This is a genomic window from Azonexus sp. (assembly GCF_030824335.1).
In the GTDB taxonomy this organism is placed as follows: Bacteria; Pseudomonadota; Gammaproteobacteria; order Burkholderiales; family Rhodocyclaceae; genus Azonexus.
Genome location: NZ_JAVBXX010000019.1, coordinates 203,093 through 222,318, shown reverse-complemented (window position 1 = coordinate 222,318; position 19,226 = coordinate 203,093). Strand labels below are relative to the sequence as shown.

Here is a 19,226-nt window from a genome sequence, read left to right as displayed (position 1 = left end):
TGCCGTTTTGCTTTTTCCTCCACAAATCTCCACCGGGATGGTCTTTTTAGGGTTGCGGTTTTGGCTCGAAAACTCCTTATGTTTCACTTTAACTGCTGTTTTGTATCTTGTTGATTATAAAAGAATTGTCGTTCGTTAAAAATGTCTGCAAAAAATGCCCTAAGTCATTGTTGCGTAAGAAAAAATTCCCGGTTGCGCTCTTGACGCGTGGTGCTTGATGCTCTAAAGTGGGTAAACGTGTTGAAAAGTGGGTAAACGGGGATGTTCGAGGGGGCTGCGGCACTCAATCTGGATGCGAAAGGGCGGCTTGCTATTCCGGCAAGGCATCGTGACGTCCTGCTTGCGGCCGGTGAGGGGTCTCTCGTATTGACGGCGCATCCGCATCGTTGTTTGTTGCTTTACCCGGCGCCAGCGTGGCAGCCAATTCGTGACCAGATTCTCAAAGCGTCCAGTCTTGACACCCGGGCTGCTGCAATCAAGCGTGTCATGGTGGGTAATGCGCGTACCGAAGTGCCGGATTCGGCCGGCCGCCTGTTGGTCGCGCCAGAGTTGCGTGCCTATGCCCAGTTTGAAAAAACCGTCTACTTGGTTGGTATGGGCAGCCATTTCGAAATCTGGAGCGAAGCCGGCTGGCAGCAGCAGAATGATCTTGCTGCCGAAGCGCTGACCGGCGATTTGCCGCCGGGTCTTGCGGATCTCGTGCTGTGACTGCCGGCGGCGCCCACGTCACGGTGCTGCTCGAAGAGGCGGTGAATTCCCTGGCAATAAAAAACGATGGTGTCTACATGGATGCGACCTTTGGGCGCGGTGGGCATAGTCGGCAGATTCTTTCCTGTCTCGGTGAAAAAGGCAGGCTGGTTGCCGTTGACCGTGATCCGCAGGCCATTGCTGCTGGTGCGGCTATTCATGATGGACGTTTCCAGTTGGTGCATCGGGCATTTGATGAGCTCTCGATGGCGGCTGCAGAGGCTGGTCTCTCGGCGGTCGATGGGGTTTTGTTTGATGTGGGGGTGTCATCGCCGCAAATCGATGACGGGGAGCGCGGTTTCAGCTTTCGCTATGACGCGCCGCTTGATATGCGGATGGATACGACGCAGGGCGAGACGGCGGCAGAGTGGCTGGCAAGAGCCGAGATAAGAGACATTACTGAGGTTATTAGAAACTATGGCGAAGAACGGTTTGCTTTCCAGATTGCAAAGAAGGTTGTGGCTACTCGGGGCGAACAACCAATTGTCACAACAGCTCAGTTCGCGGCCCTCGTTCGCGAGACCGTGCGCACCCGTGAGCCAGGGCAGGACCCGGCGACGCGCAGCTTTCAAGCTCTACGGATTCATATCAATCAAGAGCTCCGCCAGTTGGAGGTAGCCCTGCCGCAGGCGCTTGATTTGCTCAAGCCCGGTGGCCGGCTGGTCGTGATTTCCTTTCATTCGCTCGAAGACCGCATCGTGAAAAACTTCATGCGTGCGCAGTCGACCGCAGATACCTTGCCCAAGGGCTTGCCGTTGCGTGCCGATCAGTTGCCGCAGCCTAAATTGTCGCTGATTGGCAAGGCGATTCGTCCATCGGCGGCCGAGGTTGCCGTAAATCCGCGTGCGCGCAGTGCTGTGATGCGAGTGGCTGAGAAGCGCTGATGTTTCGTTTGAATATTTTTCTCCTGCTGATTGTTATTGCTTGTGCCCTGGCTGTCGTGACCTCGCAGCATCGGGGGCGCAAGCTGTTCCAGGCGCTGGAAGCCGAGCAGGACAAGGTGCGTCAACTGGATGTCGAATACGGGCAGTTGCAGATCGAGATGTCGACCTGGGCGACTCATCCGCGAGTTGAAAAAATCGCTCGCGAACGCTTGCGTATGGTCGTGCCTGCGCCGCATTCGGCGCTGCCGGTGCAGCCCAAGGAGGCGAACTGATGGTGGTTCGTCGTCGTCAGCAGCGTGGTCATCGCTACACCGAAAGTCCTATTCTGCAGTTGGCGCTGCAGGGCTGGCGCTCGCGCATGGTTGGTTTGCTGCTCATGGCGGCCTTCTTTGCGTTGTTGATGCGTGCCTTTTATCTTCAGGTAATCAATAACGACTTTCTGCAGGAAAAGGGCGATTCACGCTATCTGCGCGACATTGAAATCTCCGCTTCGCGCGGCAAGGTGACGGATCGTCATGGCGACATGCTGGCGGTGTCTACGCCGATGCGCTCGATCTGGGCGATTCCGGCCGATGCCCGCGCGATGAGTGGTGAACAGAAGCGTCAGTTGAGCGAAATGCTTGATCTCAAGCCACGCGAACTGGATTCTCGTTTGGCTTCGGAAAAAACCTTTGTTTTCGTCAAGCGCCAGGTCCCGCCGCAGACTGCGGAGCAGGTTGTGGCTTTGAAATTGCCAGGTATTCATCAGGAAAAGGAATATCGGCGCTATTACCCGGCTGGCGACATGACGGCTCATCTGGTCGGATTTACCGGGGTTGATGACAAGGGGCTGGAAGGTGTCGAGCTGGCGTTTCAGCAGTCGTTGCTCGGTCGTGCCGGGGCACGTACGGTGATTCGAGACCGGCGCGGCAATATCATCGAGGACGTCGGCGCGACGCGTCCGCCGAGAGATGGCAACGACATTGTCCTGGCGATCGACTCGAAGATTCAGTACCTGGCCTACAGTCATCTGAAGGCTAGCGTCAGTGAACATAAGGCCAAGGGCGGCGGCATCATTGTGCTGGATACCCGCACCGGTGAACTTCTCGCTTTGGCGAATTGGCCAACCTACAACCCGAATAACCGGGAGCGTCTGTCCGGCGAACAGTTGCGCAATCGCGCGGTAACCGACACCTTCGAACCCGGTTCGACCTTGAAGCCGTTTACCGTCGCGCTGGCCTTGGAAAAAGGTAAATATCGCTACGACTCTCTGGTCGATTGCGCGCCGGGGCGGATCACCGTCGGCAAGGCGGTGATCAGTGACAGCCATCCGCACGGCACGCTGACGGTGGCTCAGGTCATTCAGAAATCCTCGAATGTGGGTACGACAAAAATTGCCCTGAGCATGCCGCCGCAGTCGATGTGGGAGATGTTCGATGATCTTGGTTTCGGCAAGGTGCCGCAGCTTGGTTTTCCGGGCGAGGTTACCGGGCGTTTGCGTCCGTGGAAAAACTGGAAGCCGATCGAGCAGGCGACCATGTCCTATGGTCATGGTATTTCGGTCAGCTTGATCCAGTTGGCGCGAGCCTATTCAGTATTTGCCCGGGATGGCGATCTGGTGCCAGCTTCCCTGTTGCGCATTGATCAGCCCGTGACGCGTGGCGTATCGGTTTTTTCGGCCCAGACGGCGCGCGAAGTTAGAGCCATGCTGGAACTGGTGGTTGGACCCGGTGGTACGGCGCCGAAGGCGGCTGTCCCCGGTTACCGGGTCGGTGGCAAGACAGGGACGGCGCACAAGCTTGAAAGAGGCGTATACGCCAATAAATATATTGCTTCCTTTGTCGGTATTGCGCCGATTTCCGATCCCCGGCTGGTCGTCGCGGTAATGATTGATGAGCCGAGCGGTGCGGCTTACTACGGCGGGCAGATTGCCGGTCCGATATTTTCCCGTGTGACTGCCGGTGCATTGCGTACTTTGGGCGTTGCGCCGGATGCGCCAATGCAGGTTGCGGCAAGCACAGAAGCAAAGGGGCGACTGTAATGACGCCGCGGGAAATTCTTGGTCGGCTGGAAAGCCTCGGTATCGAGGCGAAAGGTTTGACCGACGACAGCCGTCAGGTCTTGCCGGGCGATGTCTTCCTCGCTTACCCCGGCGATATGGCCGATGGTCGGCGATACATCGCCGACGCACTGGCGCGCGGTGCGCAGGCTGTTATTTGGCAGGCAGGTGACGGGTTTGTCTGGAACCCTGCTTGGACTGTACCGAATTTTTCTGCCGATGCCTTGCGCAGCCATGCCGGCCCGTTGGCGCACATGATCTACGGTCATCCGAGCGAAGGCTTGTCTTTGATTGCAGTCACCGGCACGAATGGCAAGACCACGGTCAGCCAGTGCATTGGTTCTACCTACCCCAAGCCCTGCGCGATCATTGGAACGTTGGGCGCGGGGTTTCCGGGGGAACTGGTCGAGACCGGATTTACAACCCCGGAAGCTACTACCCTGATGCGCTGTCTGGCGGACTTTCGTACACATAAAGCAGCTGCTTGTGCGCTCGAGGCCAGTTCCATCGGCATCGAAGAAGGAAGAATGAACGGCGCTCGGGTCGATGTGGCCGTGTTCACCAACTTCACCCGGGATCATCTGGATTATCACGGGACGATGGAGGCTTACGCAGTAGCCAAGGAAAAGCTGTTCCAGTGGCCGCGCTTGCGTGTGGCGGTGATCAATCTGGATGACGCGTTGGGTCTCAAACTGATGCGGGAAACCTCTGCCATGCGGATAATTGGTTATTCCATAGAAGCGCCGCGGCGTGACTTTCCGGCCATTGTGCGTGCAGACAATTTGGTTGATACCCCGTTTGGTCAGCGTTTCGAGGTCGTTCTGCCAAATGGCAAGGCTCTGGTTGATACCGGGTTGCTTGGTCGTTACAACGTTTCCAATTTGTTGGCCACCGCTGCGGTATTGCACGATGCGGGTTTGATGCCGGGCGAGATCGCCCGCCGTCTGTCCGGCTTGACGCCGCCGCCGGGGCGTCTTGAGCGCCTTGGTGGCAGCGATGAACCCTTGATTGTGGTCGATTACGCCCACACGCCGGATGCGCTGGAAAACGCCTTGTCTGCGCTGCGTCCTGTGGCCGGGGCAAGAGGCGGCAAGTTGCAGGTGGTATTGGGATGCGGTGGCAATCGCGATAAGGGAAAGCGGCCGCAGATGGGGGCGGTGGCCGAGCAAGGGGCTGATCGCGTGATGGTGACCAGCGATAACCCGCGTGACGAAGATGCAAAGTCGATCATCGACGCCATCCTTAGTGGTTTGGTCCATGCCGAAGTCGAGATCGACCGGCGGGTGGCTATTGCGCGGGCCGTTGCCGAGGCGGCACCGGCGGATGTTGTTTTGATTGCCGGCAAGGGCCACGAAACTTATCAGGAAATCGCCGGCGAACGCCTGCCTTTTTCCGATCTGGAAGAGGCGCGTATGGCGCTCGCCAAGCGTCGGGAAACTCAGGGAGAGTCCTCATGATGAGCTGTTTGCTGTCGCAAGTTGCTGAAGCTACCGGCGGACGCATGCTAGGGGACGATGTCGCCTTGGATGGCGTATCGACCGACACGCGTAGCGTGGCTGCCGGACAGTTGTTTGTTGCCTTGCGCGGAGAACGTTTCGACGCGCACGACTATTTGTCGCAAGCGGTGCAGGCGGGTGCGAATGCCGTGCTGGTCGCCGATGCGGCACGTGTGCCGGCGGGGGTGGCTGCGGTGCTGGTCGATGATACGCGGCTGGCACTGGGGCGTCTGGCAACGGCTTGGCGTGCCCGTTTCGCCATTCCGGTCATCGCAGTTACTGGCTCGAATGGCAAGACAACGACCAAGGAAATGATCGCCAGTATTCTCAAGGCAGCGTTTGACGATGCTGTGTTGGCAACGCGCGGCAATCTGAACAACGATATCGGTCTGCCGCTGACCTTGCTTGGCCTTGGCGCCGAACACCGGGCAGCCGTGATTGAAATGGGCATGAACCACCCCGGGGAAATCGGCTATCTGGCAGCGATTGGTGCGCCGACGGTCGCATTGGTGACCAACGCGCAGCGCGCACACCTGGAAGGCATGGGGGATCTGGACGAAGTCGCTCGGGAAAAAAGCACGATCTTCGACGGCCTGGCGGCAACGGGGGTTGCAGTGATCAATGCCGATGACGGATATGCCGGCTTCTGGCGCCAGCAGGCAGGAACGCGCAAGGTGCGTACTTTTGGCATTGATCAGCCGGCCGATGTACATGGCACCGTTCGCCAGCACGGCCTGGAAATCCGACTTGAACTGGTCGCAGATGAAGGGCAGGCAAGCATCGTTCTCGGTATTCCGGGGCGGCACAATGCGCGCAATGCGATGGCTGCGGCAGCGGCTTGTCTGGCAGCCGGGGTTCCTCTTGCTGCGGTGACTGCAGGTCTGACGGCGTTTGCCGGGGTCAAGGGCCGTCTGCAGCGCCGAGCGGGAAAGTTGGGCGCAGTAATTCTCGACGATACCTATAACGCCAACCCGGATTCTGTGCGGGCGGGCATCGAAGTGTTGGCTGCGACGATTGGCCGCAAGGTGCTGGTGCTCGGCGACATGGGTGAAATCGGCGAAGCCAGTGGCCAGTACCACGACGAAATCGGCGGCTACGCCAAGAGCCAGGGCGTCGATCGCCTGTTTGCGCTGGGCGATGCGACGCAGCAGGCAGTACGCAACTTCGGCGATGGCGCCCGGCATTTTTGCCATGTCGACAAGCTGATTACTGCGGTCAACAAGGAACTTGGCCCGGAAACCACCGTGCTGGTGAAGGGGTCGCGATTCATGAAAATGGAACGAGTGGCGGATGCCCTTGTTGCAGGAGAGGAAAGCTGATGCTTTTGGAACTGGCTCAGTGGCTGGCGCAGGACATTCGATTTTTCAATGTCTTCAACTACATCACCTTGCGCACTGTACTGGCGGCGATGACCGCCTTGCTCATCTCGTTTGCTGCCGGCCCCAGCGTGATTCGCTGGCTGGCTGCGAAGAAGATTGGCCAGGCGGTGCGTACCGACGGACCGCAGACGCACTTGGTCAAATCCGGTACGCCAACCATGGGTGGCGTGTTGATTCTGATCGCGATCGGCATCACAACGCTGCTCTGGGGCGACTTGAGCAACAAGTACGTGTGGACGGTACTGGTGGTGACGCTGGGTTTCGGCATTATCGGGTGGTACGACGACTGGAAGAAAGTCGTCTATCGCGACCCGAAAGGCCTGGCCAGTCGCTGGAAGTTCTTCTGGCAGTCGGTGCTCGGCGCCGGTGCTGCGCTGTTTTTGGCCTTTTCCGCCACGTCGACCGCACAAACCGAACTGATCGTGCCCTTCTTCAAGAGTGTGGCCTATCCACTCGGCGTGATCGGTTTCATCACGCTGACGTACTTTGTCATCGTCGGGACCAGCAATGCGGTCAACCTGACCGATGGCCTCGATGGTCTGGCGATCATGCCGACCGTCATGATCGCCTCGGCTTTTGCGATCTTTGCGTATGTGGCCGGTAACGCGGTCTATGCCAAGTACTTGCTCGTGCCTTACGTGCCGGGCGCTGGCGAGTTGTGCATCCTGCTTGGCGCGATTGCCGGGGCCGGTCTTGGCTTCCTGTGGTTCAACGCCTATCCGGCCGAAGTGTTCATGGGCGATGTTGGTGCGCTGTCACTCGGTGCGGCACTTGGCACCGTTGCCGTCATTGTGCGGCAGGAAATCGTGTTGCTGATCATGGGTGGCATCTTCGTTGTCGAGACGCTGTCCGTGATGTTGCAGGTGTCGTGGTTCAAATACACCAAGAAGAAATATGGCGAAGGCCGGCGCATCCTGCGCATGGCGCCGCTGCACCACCATTTCGAACAAACCGGCTGGAAGGAGACGCAGGTTGTCGTCCGCTTCTGGATCATCACCATCATGCTGGTCCTGGTCGGACTGGCGAGCTTGAAACTCCGCTAAATGGAACTCAAGGGCAAACGCGTTCTGGTGATCGGACTCGGCGAGTCCGGACTGGCGATGGCCAAATGGCTGCATCGTCAGGGCGCGTTCGTCCGTGTCGCCGATACGCGCGACAATCCGCCGAACGTTGAGGCACTGTTGCACGTGGCGCCGGGGGCTGAGTTGCTGACTGGCGCTTTGACCACTGCCACGTTTGCCGGCATGGATATCATCGCGCTGTCGCCCGGTGTGCCGAAGGCAACACCGGCAATTGCTGCCGCCACGGAAACCAAGGCTGGCGCCAGGGTCGATTTGCCCTTGATCTCGGAAATCGAACTGTTCGCTGCCGGTGTGCGCGAACAGGTGCCAGAATCGAAAATCCTGGCAATTACCGGTAGCAACGGAAAAACCACGACCACCGCGTTGACCGCGCATTTGCTGAATGCGGCCGGTGTGTCGGCCGTTGCTTGCGGCAATATTTCGCCGTCGGCGCTCGATGCGCTGATGGATGCGCAGGATGTCGGCATGCTGCCGCAGGTCTGGGTGCTCGAACTGTCCAGCTTCCAGCTCGAAACAACGCATCATCTGAATGCCGTCGCGGCCACCGTGTTGAACGTCTCCGAGGATCATCTGGATCGTTACGACGGCAGCCTCTCCAGCTATGCTGCAGCCAAGTCGCGGGTTTTTCAGGGCAAGGGCACGATGATCCTGAATCGCGATGATGACTGGTCGATGGGGAATGGTCGTTGCGGGCGCAAGATGATTACCTTCGGCCTCAATCCGGCCTCGCGTGCCGTCGATTACGGCTACGCCGATGGGATGATCTGGCGCGGTAAAGAACAGATTGTTGCGGTCAACGCCCTGAAACTGGCCGGTTTGCATAATGCTGCCAACGCAATGGCAGCGTTGGCCTTGTGCGAAGCCGTTGGGGTCGAGGCTAGGCGTCTGGTTGAGCCACTCAAAGCGTTTCGCGGCTTGGCGCATCGGGTCGAGCCGGTGGCGGAAGTTGCTGGCGTGGTTTATATCGACGACTCCAAGGGAACCAACGTCGGTGCAACGCTGGCCGCCATTGAAGGCATGGGCCGTAAGGTCGCCATTGTGTTGGGCGGCGACGGCAAGGGACAGGATTTTTCTCCGCTGCAGCCGGCGCTGGAAAAACATGGCCGGGCCGTCGCCCTGATTGGTCGCGATGCGGAAACGATTGCTGCAGCGATCGCCGGCTGTGGCCTGCCTGTTCAGCACGCCTCCGACATGATGGCCGCCGTCCGTTGGCTGGCCGGTCAGGCGCAGGCTGGTGATTGCGTCCTGCTGTCACCGGCTTGTGCCAGCCTGGATATGTATCGCAATTACGCGCACCGGGCGCAGGCATTCATCGATGCGGTGAAAGGACTTACAGCATGATGCTGTCCGCCCTTGATACGCCGCGCCGCGAAGTGGCTGAAATTGACCATGCCTTGCTGTGGTCGGCTTTGCTGTTGCTGGTTGGCGGTCTGGTGATGGTCTATTCCGCATCGATTGCAATCGCCGAAGGTGGGCGCTTCACCAATTATCAACCGACTTACTACTTGATGCGCCATGGCGTATTCCTGTGTATCGGACTGGTAGCCGGGGCTGTGGCCTTCCAGTTGCCGCTTGCCCTGTGGCAAAAATATGCGCCGTGGTTGTTCATGATCGGTGTGGTGATGCTGGCTATCGTGCTGATTCCCGGTATCGGCAAGGATGTGAACGGCGCCCGCCGCTGGTTGTCGCTGGGTTTTGCCAATCTGCAACCATCCGAATTGATGAAGCTGTTTGCCGTGCTCTACGCCGCCGACTACACGGTACGCAAGATCAACGTGATGCATGACCTGAAGCTGGCATTCCTGCCGATGTTCGGGGCCATGGCACTGGTTGGCATGCTGTTGTTGAAAGAGCCTGATTTCGGTGCTTTCGTGGTGATCATTTCGATTGCCATGGGCATCTTGTTCCTTGGTGGCTTGAAGGCGCGGATGTTCGTGTTGCTCATCGTCGGGCTGTTGATCGCTTTCGCCATCATGATCATCGTTTCCCCGTACCGGCGCGATCGCATCTTCGGTTTCATGGACCCATGGGCCGATGCTTTTGGCCGGGGCTATCAGCTTTCCCATTCGTTGATTGCTTTTGGTCGCGGTGAGCTGTTCGGTGTCGGTCTTGGCGGTAGCGTTGAAAAGCTTTTCTACCTGCCGGAAGCGCATACCGATTTCCTGTTGGCCGTGATCGGTGAGGAATTGGGCTTCGTTGGCGTGTTGACCGTAATCGCGCTGTTTGCCGTGCTGGTGCAGCGGGCTTTCGCCATCGGTCGGCAAGCTGTCCAGCTGGATCGTCTGTACCCGGCGCTGGTTGCCATGGGTATTGGTATCTGGATGGGCGTGCAATCCTTCATCAACATGGGGGTCAACGTTGGCTTGTTGCCGACCAAGGGATTGACCTTGCCGTTGATGAGTTTTGGTGGCTCGGGAATTCTCGCCAATTGTCTGGTGTTGGCAATTTTGCTGCGTGTCGATTGGGAAAATCGCCAATTGATGCGCGGGGGGAAACTATGAGTAAAACCATCATGGTCATGGCTGGTGGTACTGGCGGCCACATTTTTCCGGCGCTTGCCGTGGCGGAGAAGTTGCAGGCTGCCGGCTGGCGTGTCGTCTGGTTGGGTAATCCGGAGGGCATGGAGGCTCGCTTGGTGCCGCAACACGGATTCGAGATGGTCTGGCTCAAGTTCGAGGCATTGCGTGGCAAGGGTGTCGGGCGGAAGTTGATGTTGCCGTTCAATTTGCTGCGTGGTTTCCGGCAGGCATGGAAGGTAATTCGTCAGGTGCGTCCCAATGTGGTACTTGGCATGGGCGGCTATATCACCTTCCCTGGTGGGATGATGGCTGCGTTAAGTGGCGTGCCACTGATCCTGCATGAGCAGAATTCGGTGCCCGGTCTGGCCAACAAGGTATTGGCCGGCGTCGCGGACCGGATCGTTACCGGCTTCCCCGCGGTATTTGGCAAAGGCTTGTGGCTCGGCAACCCGGTCCGTCCGGAAATCTGCCAGGTTGCGCCACCGGCCGAGCGCTTTGCCCAACGCACAGGCGCACTGCGGGTGCTGGTGATCGGTGGCAGTCTGGGCGCCACTGCGCTCAACGAAATCGTGCCGCAAGGCATGGCCAGACTACTGGCCGATGAGTTGCCGCAGATCGTTCATCAGGCGGGAGAGAAGCATCTCGAAGCCTTGAAGGCAGCCTATGCGGCTGCCGGTGTGCCAGCTCATTGCGTTCCATTCATCGAGGATATGGCGGGCGCCTATGAATGGGCGGATCTGGTGATTTGTCGGGCCGGTGCCTTGACCATTGCCGAACTGGCTGCCGTTGGCGTGGCTAGCATTCTGGTGCCTTTTCCGCATGCGGTCGATGATCATCAGACGATGAATGCCAAATTTCTGGTCAATGCTGGTGGGGCTTTTTTACTGCCGCAAACTGAATTGACCGCCGATGCCATCGCGCTGATTCGCAACTATTCGCGCCCCCAACTGCTGGAAATGGCCGAGAAGGCGCGCAGCCTGGCCAAGCCGGATGCCACGGCTGAGGTGGCCAATCTCTGTACAGAAATCGCTAAATGAAACACAAGGTCAAACATATTCACTTCGTCGGTGTCGGTGGCTCGGGCATGAGCGGTATCGCCGAAGTGCTGGCGCACCTCGATTACACGGTCAGCGGCTCGGATCTGGCAGCCAGCGCGACAACGCGCCGGCTGGAAGGCGAGGGCGTGCTGGTGAGCATCGGCCATGCGGCAGAAAACATCGCCGGGGCGGATGCAGTCGTTATTTCGACCGCGGTCAAGGAAGACAATCCCGAAGTGATGGCGGCGCGCGAACGCAAGATCCCGGTCGTGCCGCGTGCCCAGATGCTGGCTGAACTGATGCGCCTGAAGCGCGGCATCGCCATCGCTGGCACGCATGGCAAGACGACGACGACCAGCCTGGTCACCAGCATCCTGGCCGAAGGCGGCATTGATCCGACCTTCGTTATCGGTGGTCGGCTGAATGCGGCTGGCGCCAATGCTCGTCTCGGTAGTGGTGATTACCTGGTGGCCGAAGCCGACGAATCGGACGCGTCCTTCTTGTTCCTGTCGCCAATGATTTCGGTAGTGACGAACATCGATGCAGACCACATGGAAACCTATGGTCACGATTTCGAACGCCTGAAGGGAGCCTTCGTCGATTTCCTCAATCGCCTGCCGTTCTACGGTGTTGCCGTACTGTGTGGCGACGATGCCAACGTGCGCGCCATCATGCCGCAGGTCAGCAAGCAGATCGTTACCTACGGCCTCGATCCGGCTTGCAATTTCTACGCCGAAAACATCGTTGCCGACGGTGGCCAGATGCGCTTTACCTGTGTTCGGGTTAACGGGACGACGTCACGCCTCGAGATCACGCTGAATACGCCGGGCATGCACAACGTGCTCAACGCGCTGGCCGCCATTGCCGTGGCCACCGAGGTGCAGGTGTTTGACGCTGCGATCATCAAGGCGCTGGCCGAGTTCAAGGGCGTTGGCCGACGCTTCCAGCGCTATGGCGAAGTTGCCCTCCCGACGGGCGGCAGCTTCACGCTGGTCGACGATTACGGCCATCACCCGGTCGAAATGGCGGCAACGCTGGCCGCCGCCCGTGGCGCCTTCCCCGGTCGTCGTTTGCTGCTGGCTTTCCAGCCGCATCGCTACACGCGGACGCGCGACTGTTTTGAAGACTTCGTCAAAGTGCTTTCTACGGTCGACGCCCTTTGTCTGGCAGAAATCTACGCCGCTGGCGAAGCGCCCATCGTCGCCGCCGACGGTCGTTCGCTGGCCCGCGCGCTGCGCGTGAGCGGCAAGGTCGAGCCGGTGTTCGTCGAGGATATCGCGGCAATGCCGCAAGCAATCATGGATGTCGCCCGCGATGGCGACGTGGTGTTGACGATGGGTGCCGGTTCTATCGGTGCGGTGCCCGGCAAACTGGTGGAAGGCAAATGAGCAGTTTCGGCAAGGTCGCAGTCCTCTTCGGTGGTACATCCGCCGAACGCGAGGTTTCCCTGAACAGCGGTTCGCGTGTGCTGGCCGCATTGCAGGGCCAGGGCATCGATGCCCATCCTTACGATCCGGCCGAGCAACCGCTCGATGCCCTGAAGGGTTACGACCGCGCTTTCATCGCGCTGCATGGTCGGCACGGTGAGGACGGCACGATCCAGGGGGCGCTGGAAGTGATGCACATCCCGTACACCGGTTCCGGCGTACTGGCGTCGGCGCTGGCGATGGACAAGTTCCGCACCAAGCTGATGTGGCAGGCCGCCGGCCTGCCGGTGCCGGAATATGCGCTGCTCAATGCCGACTCGGATTTCAACGATGTCGAAGAGGAACTCGGCCTGCCGCTGTTCGTCAAGCCGGCGCGCGAAGGTTCGTCGATCGGTATCACCAAGGTGTCGACGCCGGGCGCGCTGAAGGCGGCCTACCAGGAGGCGGCCCGCCACGATCCGCTGGTCATTGCCGAAAAGGGCGTGATGGGCGGCGAATACACGGTTGGTATCGTCGGCGACCAGGTGCTACCGATCATCAAGATCGAGCCGGCCACCGACTGGTATGACTACGAGGCCAAGTACAACCGCGACGATACGAAATATCTGTGCCCTTGCGGCTTGTCCGAAGCGAAGGAAATGGAAATCCGCCGGCAGGCGCTGGAGGCGTTTCGCATGCTTGGTGGGCGCGGCTGGGGACGGGTTGATTTTCTGATGGACGAGGACGGCAATCATTATTTCCTGGAAGTGAACACCGCGCCCGGGATGACTGATCACTCGCTGGTGCCAATGGGCGCGCGCGTGGCCGGCATGGATTACCCGGCACTGGTGCGTCGCGTCCTCGAACTGGCTGCTAACGACTGAGACGATGAATGTGGCACAAACCCCAACTGCTCAATGCGCTGGCCGACTTGCTGATGCTCGTCGCGGCGGCCGCGTTGCTGGCCGGTGGCGCCGTCTGGTTGGTGCGTGTGCCGTCGTTGCCGGTCAAGCAGGTGGTTTTCACCGATGCATTGCCGCATACGCGGCGGGGCGAGATCGAGCAAGTGCTGCCTTCGGCATTGCGCGGGAATTTTTTCAGTCTCGATCTGGAGGCGGTGCGAGTGGCGCTAGAGCAATTGCCTTGGGTGCGCAAGGTGCAGGTGCGGCGCGTCTGGCCGGCCCGACTGGAAATTGCGATCGAAGAGCATCGTCCGTTAGCGCGCTGGGGAGAGGGCTTTGTGGAAATGGTCAACAGTCATGGCGAGGTGTTCGCTGCGCTGTTGCCCGAAGAGGATATGGCGAAACTGCCTTTGCTCGTCGGCCCACCCGGAACCGCGCGGGAAGTTCTGGAGCGTTATGCCGAATTTACCGATCTTTTTGCCGCGGTGGGCGAACGACCCGTGCAGGTAATGCTGTCGCCGCGTCTGGCCTGGCAATTGAAGTTGAACAACGGGGTGCGCGTGGAAATCGGTCGCGAGCATCCGAAGTCGCCAGTAGAGGCGCGTCTGAAACGTTTTGTCGATGTGTATTCGGGCATGGTGGCGAATTTGCCGGTAGCACCGGCGGTGGTGGATTTGAGATATCCGAATGGTTTCGCGATGAAGGTTGCGGGCGAGGGGAAGGGAAAGTAAGACTATGAGCAGGGACAACAAGGATTTGGTAGTTGGCCTGGATATCGGCACATCGAAGATCGTGGCGCTGGTGGCCGATCTCGATAACGAGGGACGACTCAGTGTGATCGGTATGGGTTCCCAGGATTCGCGCGGCCTGAAAAAAGGCGTCGTGGTGAATATCGAGGAAACCGTGCATACGATCAGCCGCGTCATCCAGGAAGTCGAGCTGATGGCCGATTGCAAGGTCAGTCACGTGTATACCGGGATTGCCGGCAGCCATATCAAAAGCTTCAACTCGAATGGCATGGTGGCGATCAAGGATAAGGAAGTAACTTCCGCCGATGTTGACCGTGTCATTGAAACAGCGCGGGCCATGCCGATTCCGGCCGAGCAGGAAATCCTGCACATCCTGACCCAGGAATTCGTCATCGACGGCCAGGATGGCATCCGCGAACCGATCGGCATGAGCGGCATGCGTCTGGAAGTGAAGACGCATATCGTCACTGGCGCGGTGTCTGCTGCGCAAAACATCGTCAAGTGTGTGCGCCGTTGTGGCCTGGAGGTTAACGACCTGGTGCTGCAACCGCTGGCGTCCAGTTACGCGGTGCTGTCGGAAGACGAAAAGGACCTCGGTGTCTGCCTGATCGATATCGGCGGCGGCACCACCGATATTGCCGTGTGGACGCAGGGTGCGATTCGTCACACCTCGGTCATCCCCATCGCTGGCGACCAGATCACCAATGACATCGCGATGGCCTTGCGCACGCCGACCCGTGAGGCGGAAGAAATCAAGTGCAAGTCCGGTTGCGCCTTGTCCCAGTTGGCCGATGTCGCGGAAAACCTCGACGTTGCCGGGGTCGACGACCGGCCAAGCCGGAAATTGAGCCGCCGGGCGCTGGCCGACGTGATTCAGCCGCGGGTCGAAGAACTGTACGAATTGATCCAGCACGAATTGCGTCGTGCCGGCTTCGAGGAGGTTTTGTCCTCCGGCATCGTGTTGACCGGCGGTGCCAGCGTGATGCCAGGCATGGTTGAACTGGGTGAGGAAATTTTCCACATGCCGGTTCGTCTGGGCAACCCGAAATACGCCGGCAGCCTGGCCGACGTGATCCAGAACCCGCGCTTCTCGACGGCATACGGCTTGTTGCTTGAAGCCCAGGCACAACGCAAGCGGGGGCAGAAAATTCAGGAGAAGCAGGGCATCAAGGATGTCTTCTCCGGCATGAAGCAGTGGTTTTCCAAGAATTTTTAACAGTTTCAGAACGTATTTTCAGAGGAGGTCATCATGTTTGAAATCATCGAGAAGGACGAGGGACTCGGTACCATCATCAAGGTATTCGGTGTCGGTGGTGCAGGTGGCAATGCCATTGAGCACATGATTCGCGAAGGGGTGAACGGCGTTGAATTTATCGCCGCCAATACCGATGCGCAGGCCTTGGTGCGTAATACTGCGCCGAACAAGTTGTCGCTTGGCAAAACCGGACTGGGCGCTGGTGCCAAGCCGGAAGCCGGTCAGGCTGCAGCCGATCAGCACCGCGAGGAAATTCGTGCGGCACTGGAGGGTTCGCACATGGCCTTCATCACGGCCGGCATGGGCGGCGGCACCGGTACTGGTGCTGCCCCGGTGGTTGCCGAGATCGCCCGCGAAATGGGTATCCTGACGGTTGGTGTTGTGACCAAACCGTTCAGCTTCGAGGGCGGCAAGCGGATGAAATCGGCCGAAGCCGGCATCGCCGAATTCTCCAAACACGTCGATTCGCTGATCGTCATCTTGAATGACAAGCTGATGGAAGTCATGGGCGACGATGCTGATGTCGACGATTGCTTCAAGGCGGCAGATGACGTGCTGAAAAACGCTGTTGGCGGCATTGCTGAAATCATTACCTACCCCGGTCTGGTCAACGTCGACTTTGAAGACGTCCGTACCGTGATGGGCGAAATGGGTCGGGCGATGATGGGTTCGGCGGTTGCCTCCGGCGTCGATCGTGCCCGCATTGCGGCAGAACAAGCCGTTGCCTCGCCGTTGCTTGAGGGCGTCAACCTGTCTGGCGCACGTGGCGTGCTGGTCAATATCACGGCAGCCAAGGGCAACCTGAAGATGAAGGAAGTCAATGAAGTGATGAATACCGTCAAGGCTTTTGCTGCTGAAGACGCACACATTATCTTCGGGGCGGTCTACGACGAACATATGGTGGATACGCTGCGGGTCACCGTGGTTGCAACCGGTCTTGGTCAAGTTGCGGCAAAGCGCCAGCAGCAACCGTTTACCGTGGTCGAGCCGGCCATGCTGCAGGCAACCGGCACGCACGATGCCGTGGCATTCAGTTCTTCGCCGGATTACTCGCACCTGGATGTGCCGGCTGTTGTACGCAAGCGTAATGTCACCGTCGAGGCCTTGGCCAATAGCGGTGTGGATCGTTACGATATTCCGGCTTTCCTGCGCAAACAGGCGGATTGATCGGTAATAAAAGCCTTCTCTGAAAAGGGGGGCGGTGCGTTGTGCTAAAATGCGCCGCCTTCCCCAATCATTCAAGTACTTGGCAATGCTCAAGCAACGCACGTTGAAGACTGTTATTCGCGCCTCCGGCGTTGGTCTGCACGGCGGCGTCAAGGTCAATATGACCTTGCGGCCTGCTGCGCCGGATTCCGGTATCGTCTTTCGTCGTGTCGATTTACCTGACCCCGTTGATATTCCTGCTCAGGCACTTCTGGTGGGTGATACGCGGATGTGTTCCTGTCTGGAGCGCGATGGCGTGAAGGTGGGCACTATCGAACACATCATGTCGGCCTTGTGCGGTCTGGGGATCGATAATGCCTGGATCGATCTTGATGCACCAGAAGTGCCGATCCTTGATGGTTCTGCCGCCCCGTTCGTTTTCCTGATTCAGTCGGCGGGTATTGAAGAGCAGAATGCTGCCAAAAAATTCATTCGCGTGACTCGCCCCATCGAAGTCAGTGATGGCGACAAGTGGGCCAGGTTCGAGCCTTATGATGGGTATCGCCTGAGTTTTTCCATCGTTTTCAATCATCCAGCCATCGACAAGTCGGCGCAGCATGCCGAGATCGATTTTGCCGAGCAGTCATACGTGCGCGAAATTTCGCGCGCCCGCACCTTTGGTTTCATGCAGGAAGTCGAATACTTGCGTGAAAATGGCCTGGCGTTGGGCGGTGGTTTGGAAAATGCCATCGTTCTCGACGAGTTCCGTGTGTTGAATCAGGACGGTCTGCGTTACGGCGACGAGTTCGTCAAGCACAAGATTCTTGATGCCGTCGGCGATCTCTACCTGCTTGGTCATCCCCTGCTGGCAGCCTATTCGTCCCACAAGGGTGGGCACGCCTTGAATAATCAACTGGCTCGGGCGCTGCTTGCCCAGCAGGATGCCTGGGAGCTGGTCAGCTTTGCCGAGTCCGGACGTGCGCCGCAAGGTGTGACGCGCTGGTTGGCGCAGGCCGCCTGAGTCGGCTATGTGGCTGCTGCGTCTGCTGGCGGTCATCCTGGTTATCGCGCTCGGCGCAAGTGTTGTGCTCTACGCTTTTACCGGGAAGCGCGAATATCTGAGTTTTGGCTGGCGGCTTTTTCGTTACGGAATCGTCTTTGCGCTGCTGGTGTTTGCCCTGCTGTTTGTTGAGCGGTTGGCGGTTATTCCGCTCTAGCGGCGCGTTGCAACAAGTTGTCCAAGGCGCTGCGCAAAGGGCCTTTTGGCAACATTTCCACGGTCGACCGCAATAGTCCGGCGGCTTTGTCCGAGATGGGCTTGCTGGTGGAACTCATTGATCGCACAGGTATTTGTCGAGGTTGTACTTTTACTTCGATCTCGTTACACTCCACCCCCACACAAGACAACTCGTCGCAAAGCCGCCGATTCATCTGGCGTAATTTCGCGGCGACCGCGCCATTGTCGGCGTGGATAATAATTCTCCCCGATTTGTAATTGGCGACATGCGCCGACTGGCGTAGTGCTGTTGGGGCTACCGCGTCGAAACGGTTGGTCAGCTTCATCAGAAGCCGGGCATGGGCCATGACCCGGCCAGTTGCAGCATCGGCGTCGAGGAATTGCTCAGGCGCTTTATACATAGGAGGTTCCGTGCAGATTATCGTTGTTTCACGCCATCTGAAATCGGCGCGCACGATCACCATTATGCCTCGTCACGTGCTTGCTACCGTGGCACTTTTCGTTGCGCTGGTGTTGTTGACGGCATTCGGCTTCTCCATGATCTCCTTGCATTTCCGTTTGCCCGTGGTCGAAGAGATTCTTTTATCCATGCAGCAGCAGGAAACCCGGAAAACACGGGATTACATCACCAACAATCTGGAATTGATGGCGACGCGCCTCGGTGAGTTGCAGGGGCGAATGTTGCAGCTTGATTCGCTGGGTGAGCGGGTATCCAGTCTGGCAGGCGTGAAGTCATCCAGGAAGGCCGTCAATCCTGATGGCAAGCCGGGGCAGGGTGGGCCTTTTCTTCCTGAGCCCATGTCGGCAACTGAGTTGCAGCAAGAAATCGAGCGCTTGGCTGTAGTGCTGGATCAGCGGACGGACGAATTGGCTTACATGGAATTCAAGTTGCTTGAGAAGCGTGTTGAGCAGCGGCTGATGCCGACGACCTTGCCGGTCAAGAACGCCATTCTTGGTTCAGCTTTTGGCTATCGCAATGATCCGTTTGCTGGCTTGCGTTCGCGCCACGATGGCCTGGACTTTTCTGCACCAACAGGTACGCCGGTTAGTGCTGCGGCTGACGGTGTGGTGTTGGCGGCGGTTTTCCATCCGGAGTACGGCAATATGATCGACATCGATCATGGTGATGGTTTGTCGTCGCGCTACGCTCACTTGGCAACCATGACGGTTGTCGAATCAAAGATTGTCCGGCGCGGAGAGAAAATAGGTACGGTAGGGAGTACTGGTCGTTCGACCGGGCCACATCTGCATTTTGAGGTTCAGATGCTTGGCGTGCCCCAAAATCCTGCGACTTTTCTGAAGCGCGGCGAAGCGTTCGCCCATTCGTCGCGTCGCTGATCCTTTTTGTC

At 58.6% G+C, this 19,226-nt stretch carries 19 protein-coding genes; 18 read left to right on the top strand and 1 reads right to left on the bottom strand.

What is annotated here, in order from left to right:
- Window positions 1-261: 261 nt before the first annotated feature.
- From mraZ to RCI20_RS13145, 17 genes are all read left to right on the top strand, one after another.
- Window positions 262-708: a division/cell wall cluster transcriptional repressor MraZ gene (gene mraZ, locus RCI20_RS13225; RefSeq protein ID WP_306606267.1), complete on the top strand. Its 447-nt coding sequence runs from the start codon at window positions 262-264 to the stop codon at window positions 706-708.
- Entirely contained in the window at window positions 705-1,631 is a 927-nt protein-coding gene (gene rsmH / locus RCI20_RS13220) for a 16S rRNA (cytosine(1402)-N(4))-methyltransferase RsmH (RefSeq protein WP_306606265.1), read from the top strand. Before mraZ ends, rsmH begins: the two co-directional genes overlap by 4 nt.
- Window positions 1,631-1,903: a cell division protein FtsL gene (gene ftsL, locus RCI20_RS13215; protein WP_306606263.1), complete on the top strand. Its 273-nt coding sequence runs from the start codon at window positions 1,631-1,633 to the stop codon at window positions 1,901-1,903. Before rsmH ends, ftsL begins: the two co-directional genes overlap by 1 nt.
- Entirely contained in the window at window positions 1,903-3,651 is a 1,749-nt protein-coding gene (locus RCI20_RS13210) for a penicillin-binding protein 2 (protein ID WP_306606261.1), read from the top strand. The genes ftsL and RCI20_RS13210 overlap by 1 nt, the downstream gene beginning before the upstream one ends.
- Window positions 3,651-5,126 (top strand): UDP-N-acetylmuramoyl-L-alanyl-D-glutamate--2,6-diaminopimelate ligase, encoded by a 1,476-nt coding sequence (locus RCI20_RS13205; protein ID WP_306606259.1) that lies wholly within the window; start codon window positions 3,651-3,653, stop codon window positions 5,124-5,126. Before RCI20_RS13210 ends, RCI20_RS13205 begins: the two co-directional genes overlap by 1 nt.
- Entirely contained in the window at window positions 5,123-6,484 is a 1,362-nt protein-coding gene (gene murF / locus RCI20_RS13200) for a UDP-N-acetylmuramoyl-tripeptide--D-alanyl-D-alanine ligase (protein WP_373691520.1), read from the top strand. Before RCI20_RS13205 ends, murF begins: the two co-directional genes overlap by 4 nt.
- Window positions 6,484-7,587: a phospho-N-acetylmuramoyl-pentapeptide-transferase gene (mraY, locus tag RCI20_RS13195; RefSeq protein ID WP_306606257.1), complete on the top strand. Its 1,104-nt coding sequence runs from the start codon at window positions 6,484-6,486 to the stop codon at window positions 7,585-7,587. The genes murF and mraY overlap by 1 nt, the downstream gene beginning before the upstream one ends.
- On the top strand, window positions 7,588-8,967 hold the full coding sequence (murD, locus tag RCI20_RS13190; protein WP_306606255.1) for a UDP-N-acetylmuramoyl-L-alanine--D-glutamate ligase: 1,380 nt from the start codon (window positions 7,588-7,590) through the stop codon (window positions 8,965-8,967).
- Window positions 8,964-10,127, top strand: coding sequence for a putative lipid II flippase FtsW (ftsW, locus tag RCI20_RS13185; protein WP_306606253.1), 1,164 nt, complete (start codon window positions 8,964-8,966; stop codon window positions 10,125-10,127). Before murD ends, ftsW begins: the two co-directional genes overlap by 4 nt.
- Window positions 10,124-11,182, top strand: a complete 1,059-nt coding sequence (murG, locus tag RCI20_RS13180; protein ID WP_306606251.1) for an undecaprenyldiphospho-muramoylpentapeptide beta-N-acetylglucosaminyltransferase — start codon at window positions 10,124-10,126, stop codon at window positions 11,180-11,182. The genes ftsW and murG overlap by 4 nt, the downstream gene beginning before the upstream one ends.
- On the top strand, window positions 11,179-12,570 hold the full coding sequence (gene murC, locus RCI20_RS13175) for a UDP-N-acetylmuramate--L-alanine ligase (RefSeq protein WP_306606249.1): 1,392 nt from the start codon (window positions 11,179-11,181) through the stop codon (window positions 12,568-12,570). The genes murG and murC overlap by 4 nt, the downstream gene beginning before the upstream one ends.
- Complete coding sequence (locus RCI20_RS13170; protein ID WP_306606247.1) at window positions 12,567-13,472, top strand: D-alanine--D-alanine ligase; 906 nt, start codon at window positions 12,567-12,569, stop codon at window positions 13,470-13,472. Before murC ends, RCI20_RS13170 begins: the two co-directional genes overlap by 4 nt.
- 8 nt (window positions 13,473-13,480) lie before the next feature.
- Window positions 13,481-14,221, top strand: a complete 741-nt coding sequence (locus RCI20_RS13165; protein WP_306606245.1) for a cell division protein FtsQ/DivIB — start codon at window positions 13,481-13,483, stop codon at window positions 14,219-14,221.
- Between the two features lie 4 nt (window positions 14,222-14,225).
- Window positions 14,226-15,455, top strand: coding sequence for a cell division protein FtsA (ftsA, locus tag RCI20_RS13160; RefSeq protein WP_306606243.1), 1,230 nt, complete (start codon window positions 14,226-14,228; stop codon window positions 15,453-15,455).
- Between the two features lie 33 nt (window positions 15,456-15,488).
- Window positions 15,489-16,661, top strand: coding sequence for a cell division protein FtsZ (gene ftsZ, locus RCI20_RS13155; RefSeq protein WP_306606241.1), 1,173 nt, complete (start codon window positions 15,489-15,491; stop codon window positions 16,659-16,661).
- 85 nt (window positions 16,662-16,746) lie between these two features.
- A complete protein-coding gene (gene lpxC, locus RCI20_RS13150; protein WP_306606239.1) occupies window positions 16,747-17,661 on the top strand; it encodes a UDP-3-O-acyl-N-acetylglucosamine deacetylase in 915 nt (304 codons plus the stop codon).
- A 7-nt stretch (window positions 17,662-17,668) separates the two neighbouring features.
- A complete protein-coding gene (locus RCI20_RS13145) occupies window positions 17,669-17,857 on the top strand; it encodes a hypothetical protein (RefSeq protein ID WP_306606237.1) in 189 nt (62 codons plus the stop codon).
- Here the strand turns inward: RCI20_RS13145 and RCI20_RS13140 are convergent.
- Window positions 17,844-18,341, bottom strand: coding sequence for a DciA family protein (locus tag RCI20_RS13140; protein WP_306606235.1), 498 nt, complete (start codon window positions 18,339-18,341; stop codon window positions 17,844-17,846). The two genes, RCI20_RS13145 and RCI20_RS13140, sit on opposite strands and share 14 nt — an antisense overlap.
- Window position 18,342: 1 nt before the next feature.
- Between RCI20_RS13140 and RCI20_RS13135 the strand changes: the two genes are divergently transcribed.
- Window positions 18,343-19,215 carry a M23 family metallopeptidase gene (locus tag RCI20_RS13135; RefSeq protein WP_306606233.1) on the top strand — a complete coding sequence of 291 codons (873 nt, stop codon included), beginning with the start codon at window positions 18,343-18,345 and terminating at the stop codon, window positions 19,213-19,215.
- The last annotated feature ends 11 nt before the right edge of the window (window positions 19,216-19,226 follow it).

Excerpts from the sequence above, each read along its gene's own strand:
- mraZ (WP_306606267.1), top strand. The coding sequence starts at position 262 with ATGTTCGAGGGGGCTGCGGCACTCAATCTGGATGCGAAAGGGCGGCTT.
- ftsW (WP_306606253.1), top strand. The coding sequence starts at position 8,964 with ATGATGCTGTCCGCCCTTGATACGCCGCGCCGCGAAGTGGCTGAAATT.
- RCI20_RS13210 (WP_306606261.1), top strand. The coding sequence starts at position 1,903 with ATGGTGGTTCGTCGTCGTCAGCAGCGTGGTCATCGCTACACCGAAAGT.
- lpxC (WP_306606239.1), top strand. The coding sequence starts at position 16,747 with ATGCTCAAGCAACGCACGTTGAAGACTGTTATTCGCGCCTCCGGCGTT.
- murF (WP_373691520.1), top strand. The coding sequence starts at position 5,123 with ATGATGAGCTGTTTGCTGTCGCAAGTTGCTGAAGCTACCGGCGGACGC.
- RCI20_RS13135 (WP_306606233.1), top strand. The coding sequence starts at position 18,343 with ATGCCTCGTCACGTGCTTGCTACCGTGGCACTTTTCGTTGCGCTGGTG.
- murD (WP_306606255.1), top strand. The coding sequence starts at position 7,588 with ATGGAACTCAAGGGCAAACGCGTTCTGGTGATCGGACTCGGCGAGTCC.
- ftsA (WP_306606243.1), top strand. The coding sequence starts at position 14,226 with ATGAGCAGGGACAACAAGGATTTGGTAGTTGGCCTGGATATCGGCACA.
- ftsZ (WP_306606241.1), top strand. The coding sequence starts at position 15,489 with ATGTTTGAAATCATCGAGAAGGACGAGGGACTCGGTACCATCATCAAG.
- mraY (WP_306606257.1), top strand. The coding sequence starts at position 6,484 with ATGCTTTTGGAACTGGCTCAGTGGCTGGCGCAGGACATTCGATTTTTC.
- RCI20_RS13145 (WP_306606237.1), top strand. The coding sequence starts at position 17,669 with ATGTGGCTGCTGCGTCTGCTGGCGGTCATCCTGGTTATCGCGCTCGGC.
- murC (WP_306606249.1), top strand. The coding sequence starts at position 11,179 with ATGAAACACAAGGTCAAACATATTCACTTCGTCGGTGTCGGTGGCTCG.
- ftsL (WP_306606263.1), top strand. The coding sequence starts at position 1,631 with ATGTTTCGTTTGAATATTTTTCTCCTGCTGATTGTTATTGCTTGTGCC.
- RCI20_RS13170 (WP_306606247.1), top strand. The coding sequence starts at position 12,567 with ATGAGCAGTTTCGGCAAGGTCGCAGTCCTCTTCGGTGGTACATCCGCC.
- RCI20_RS13140 (WP_306606235.1), bottom strand. The coding sequence starts at position 18,341 with ATGGTGATCGTGCGCGCCGATTTCAGATGGCGTGAAACAACGATAATC.
- RCI20_RS13165 (WP_306606245.1), top strand. The coding sequence starts at position 13,481 with ATGTGGCACAAACCCCAACTGCTCAATGCGCTGGCCGACTTGCTGATG.
- RCI20_RS13205 (WP_306606259.1), top strand. The coding sequence starts at position 3,651 with ATGACGCCGCGGGAAATTCTTGGTCGGCTGGAAAGCCTCGGTATCGAG.
- murG (WP_306606251.1), top strand. The coding sequence starts at position 10,124 with ATGAGTAAAACCATCATGGTCATGGCTGGTGGTACTGGCGGCCACATT.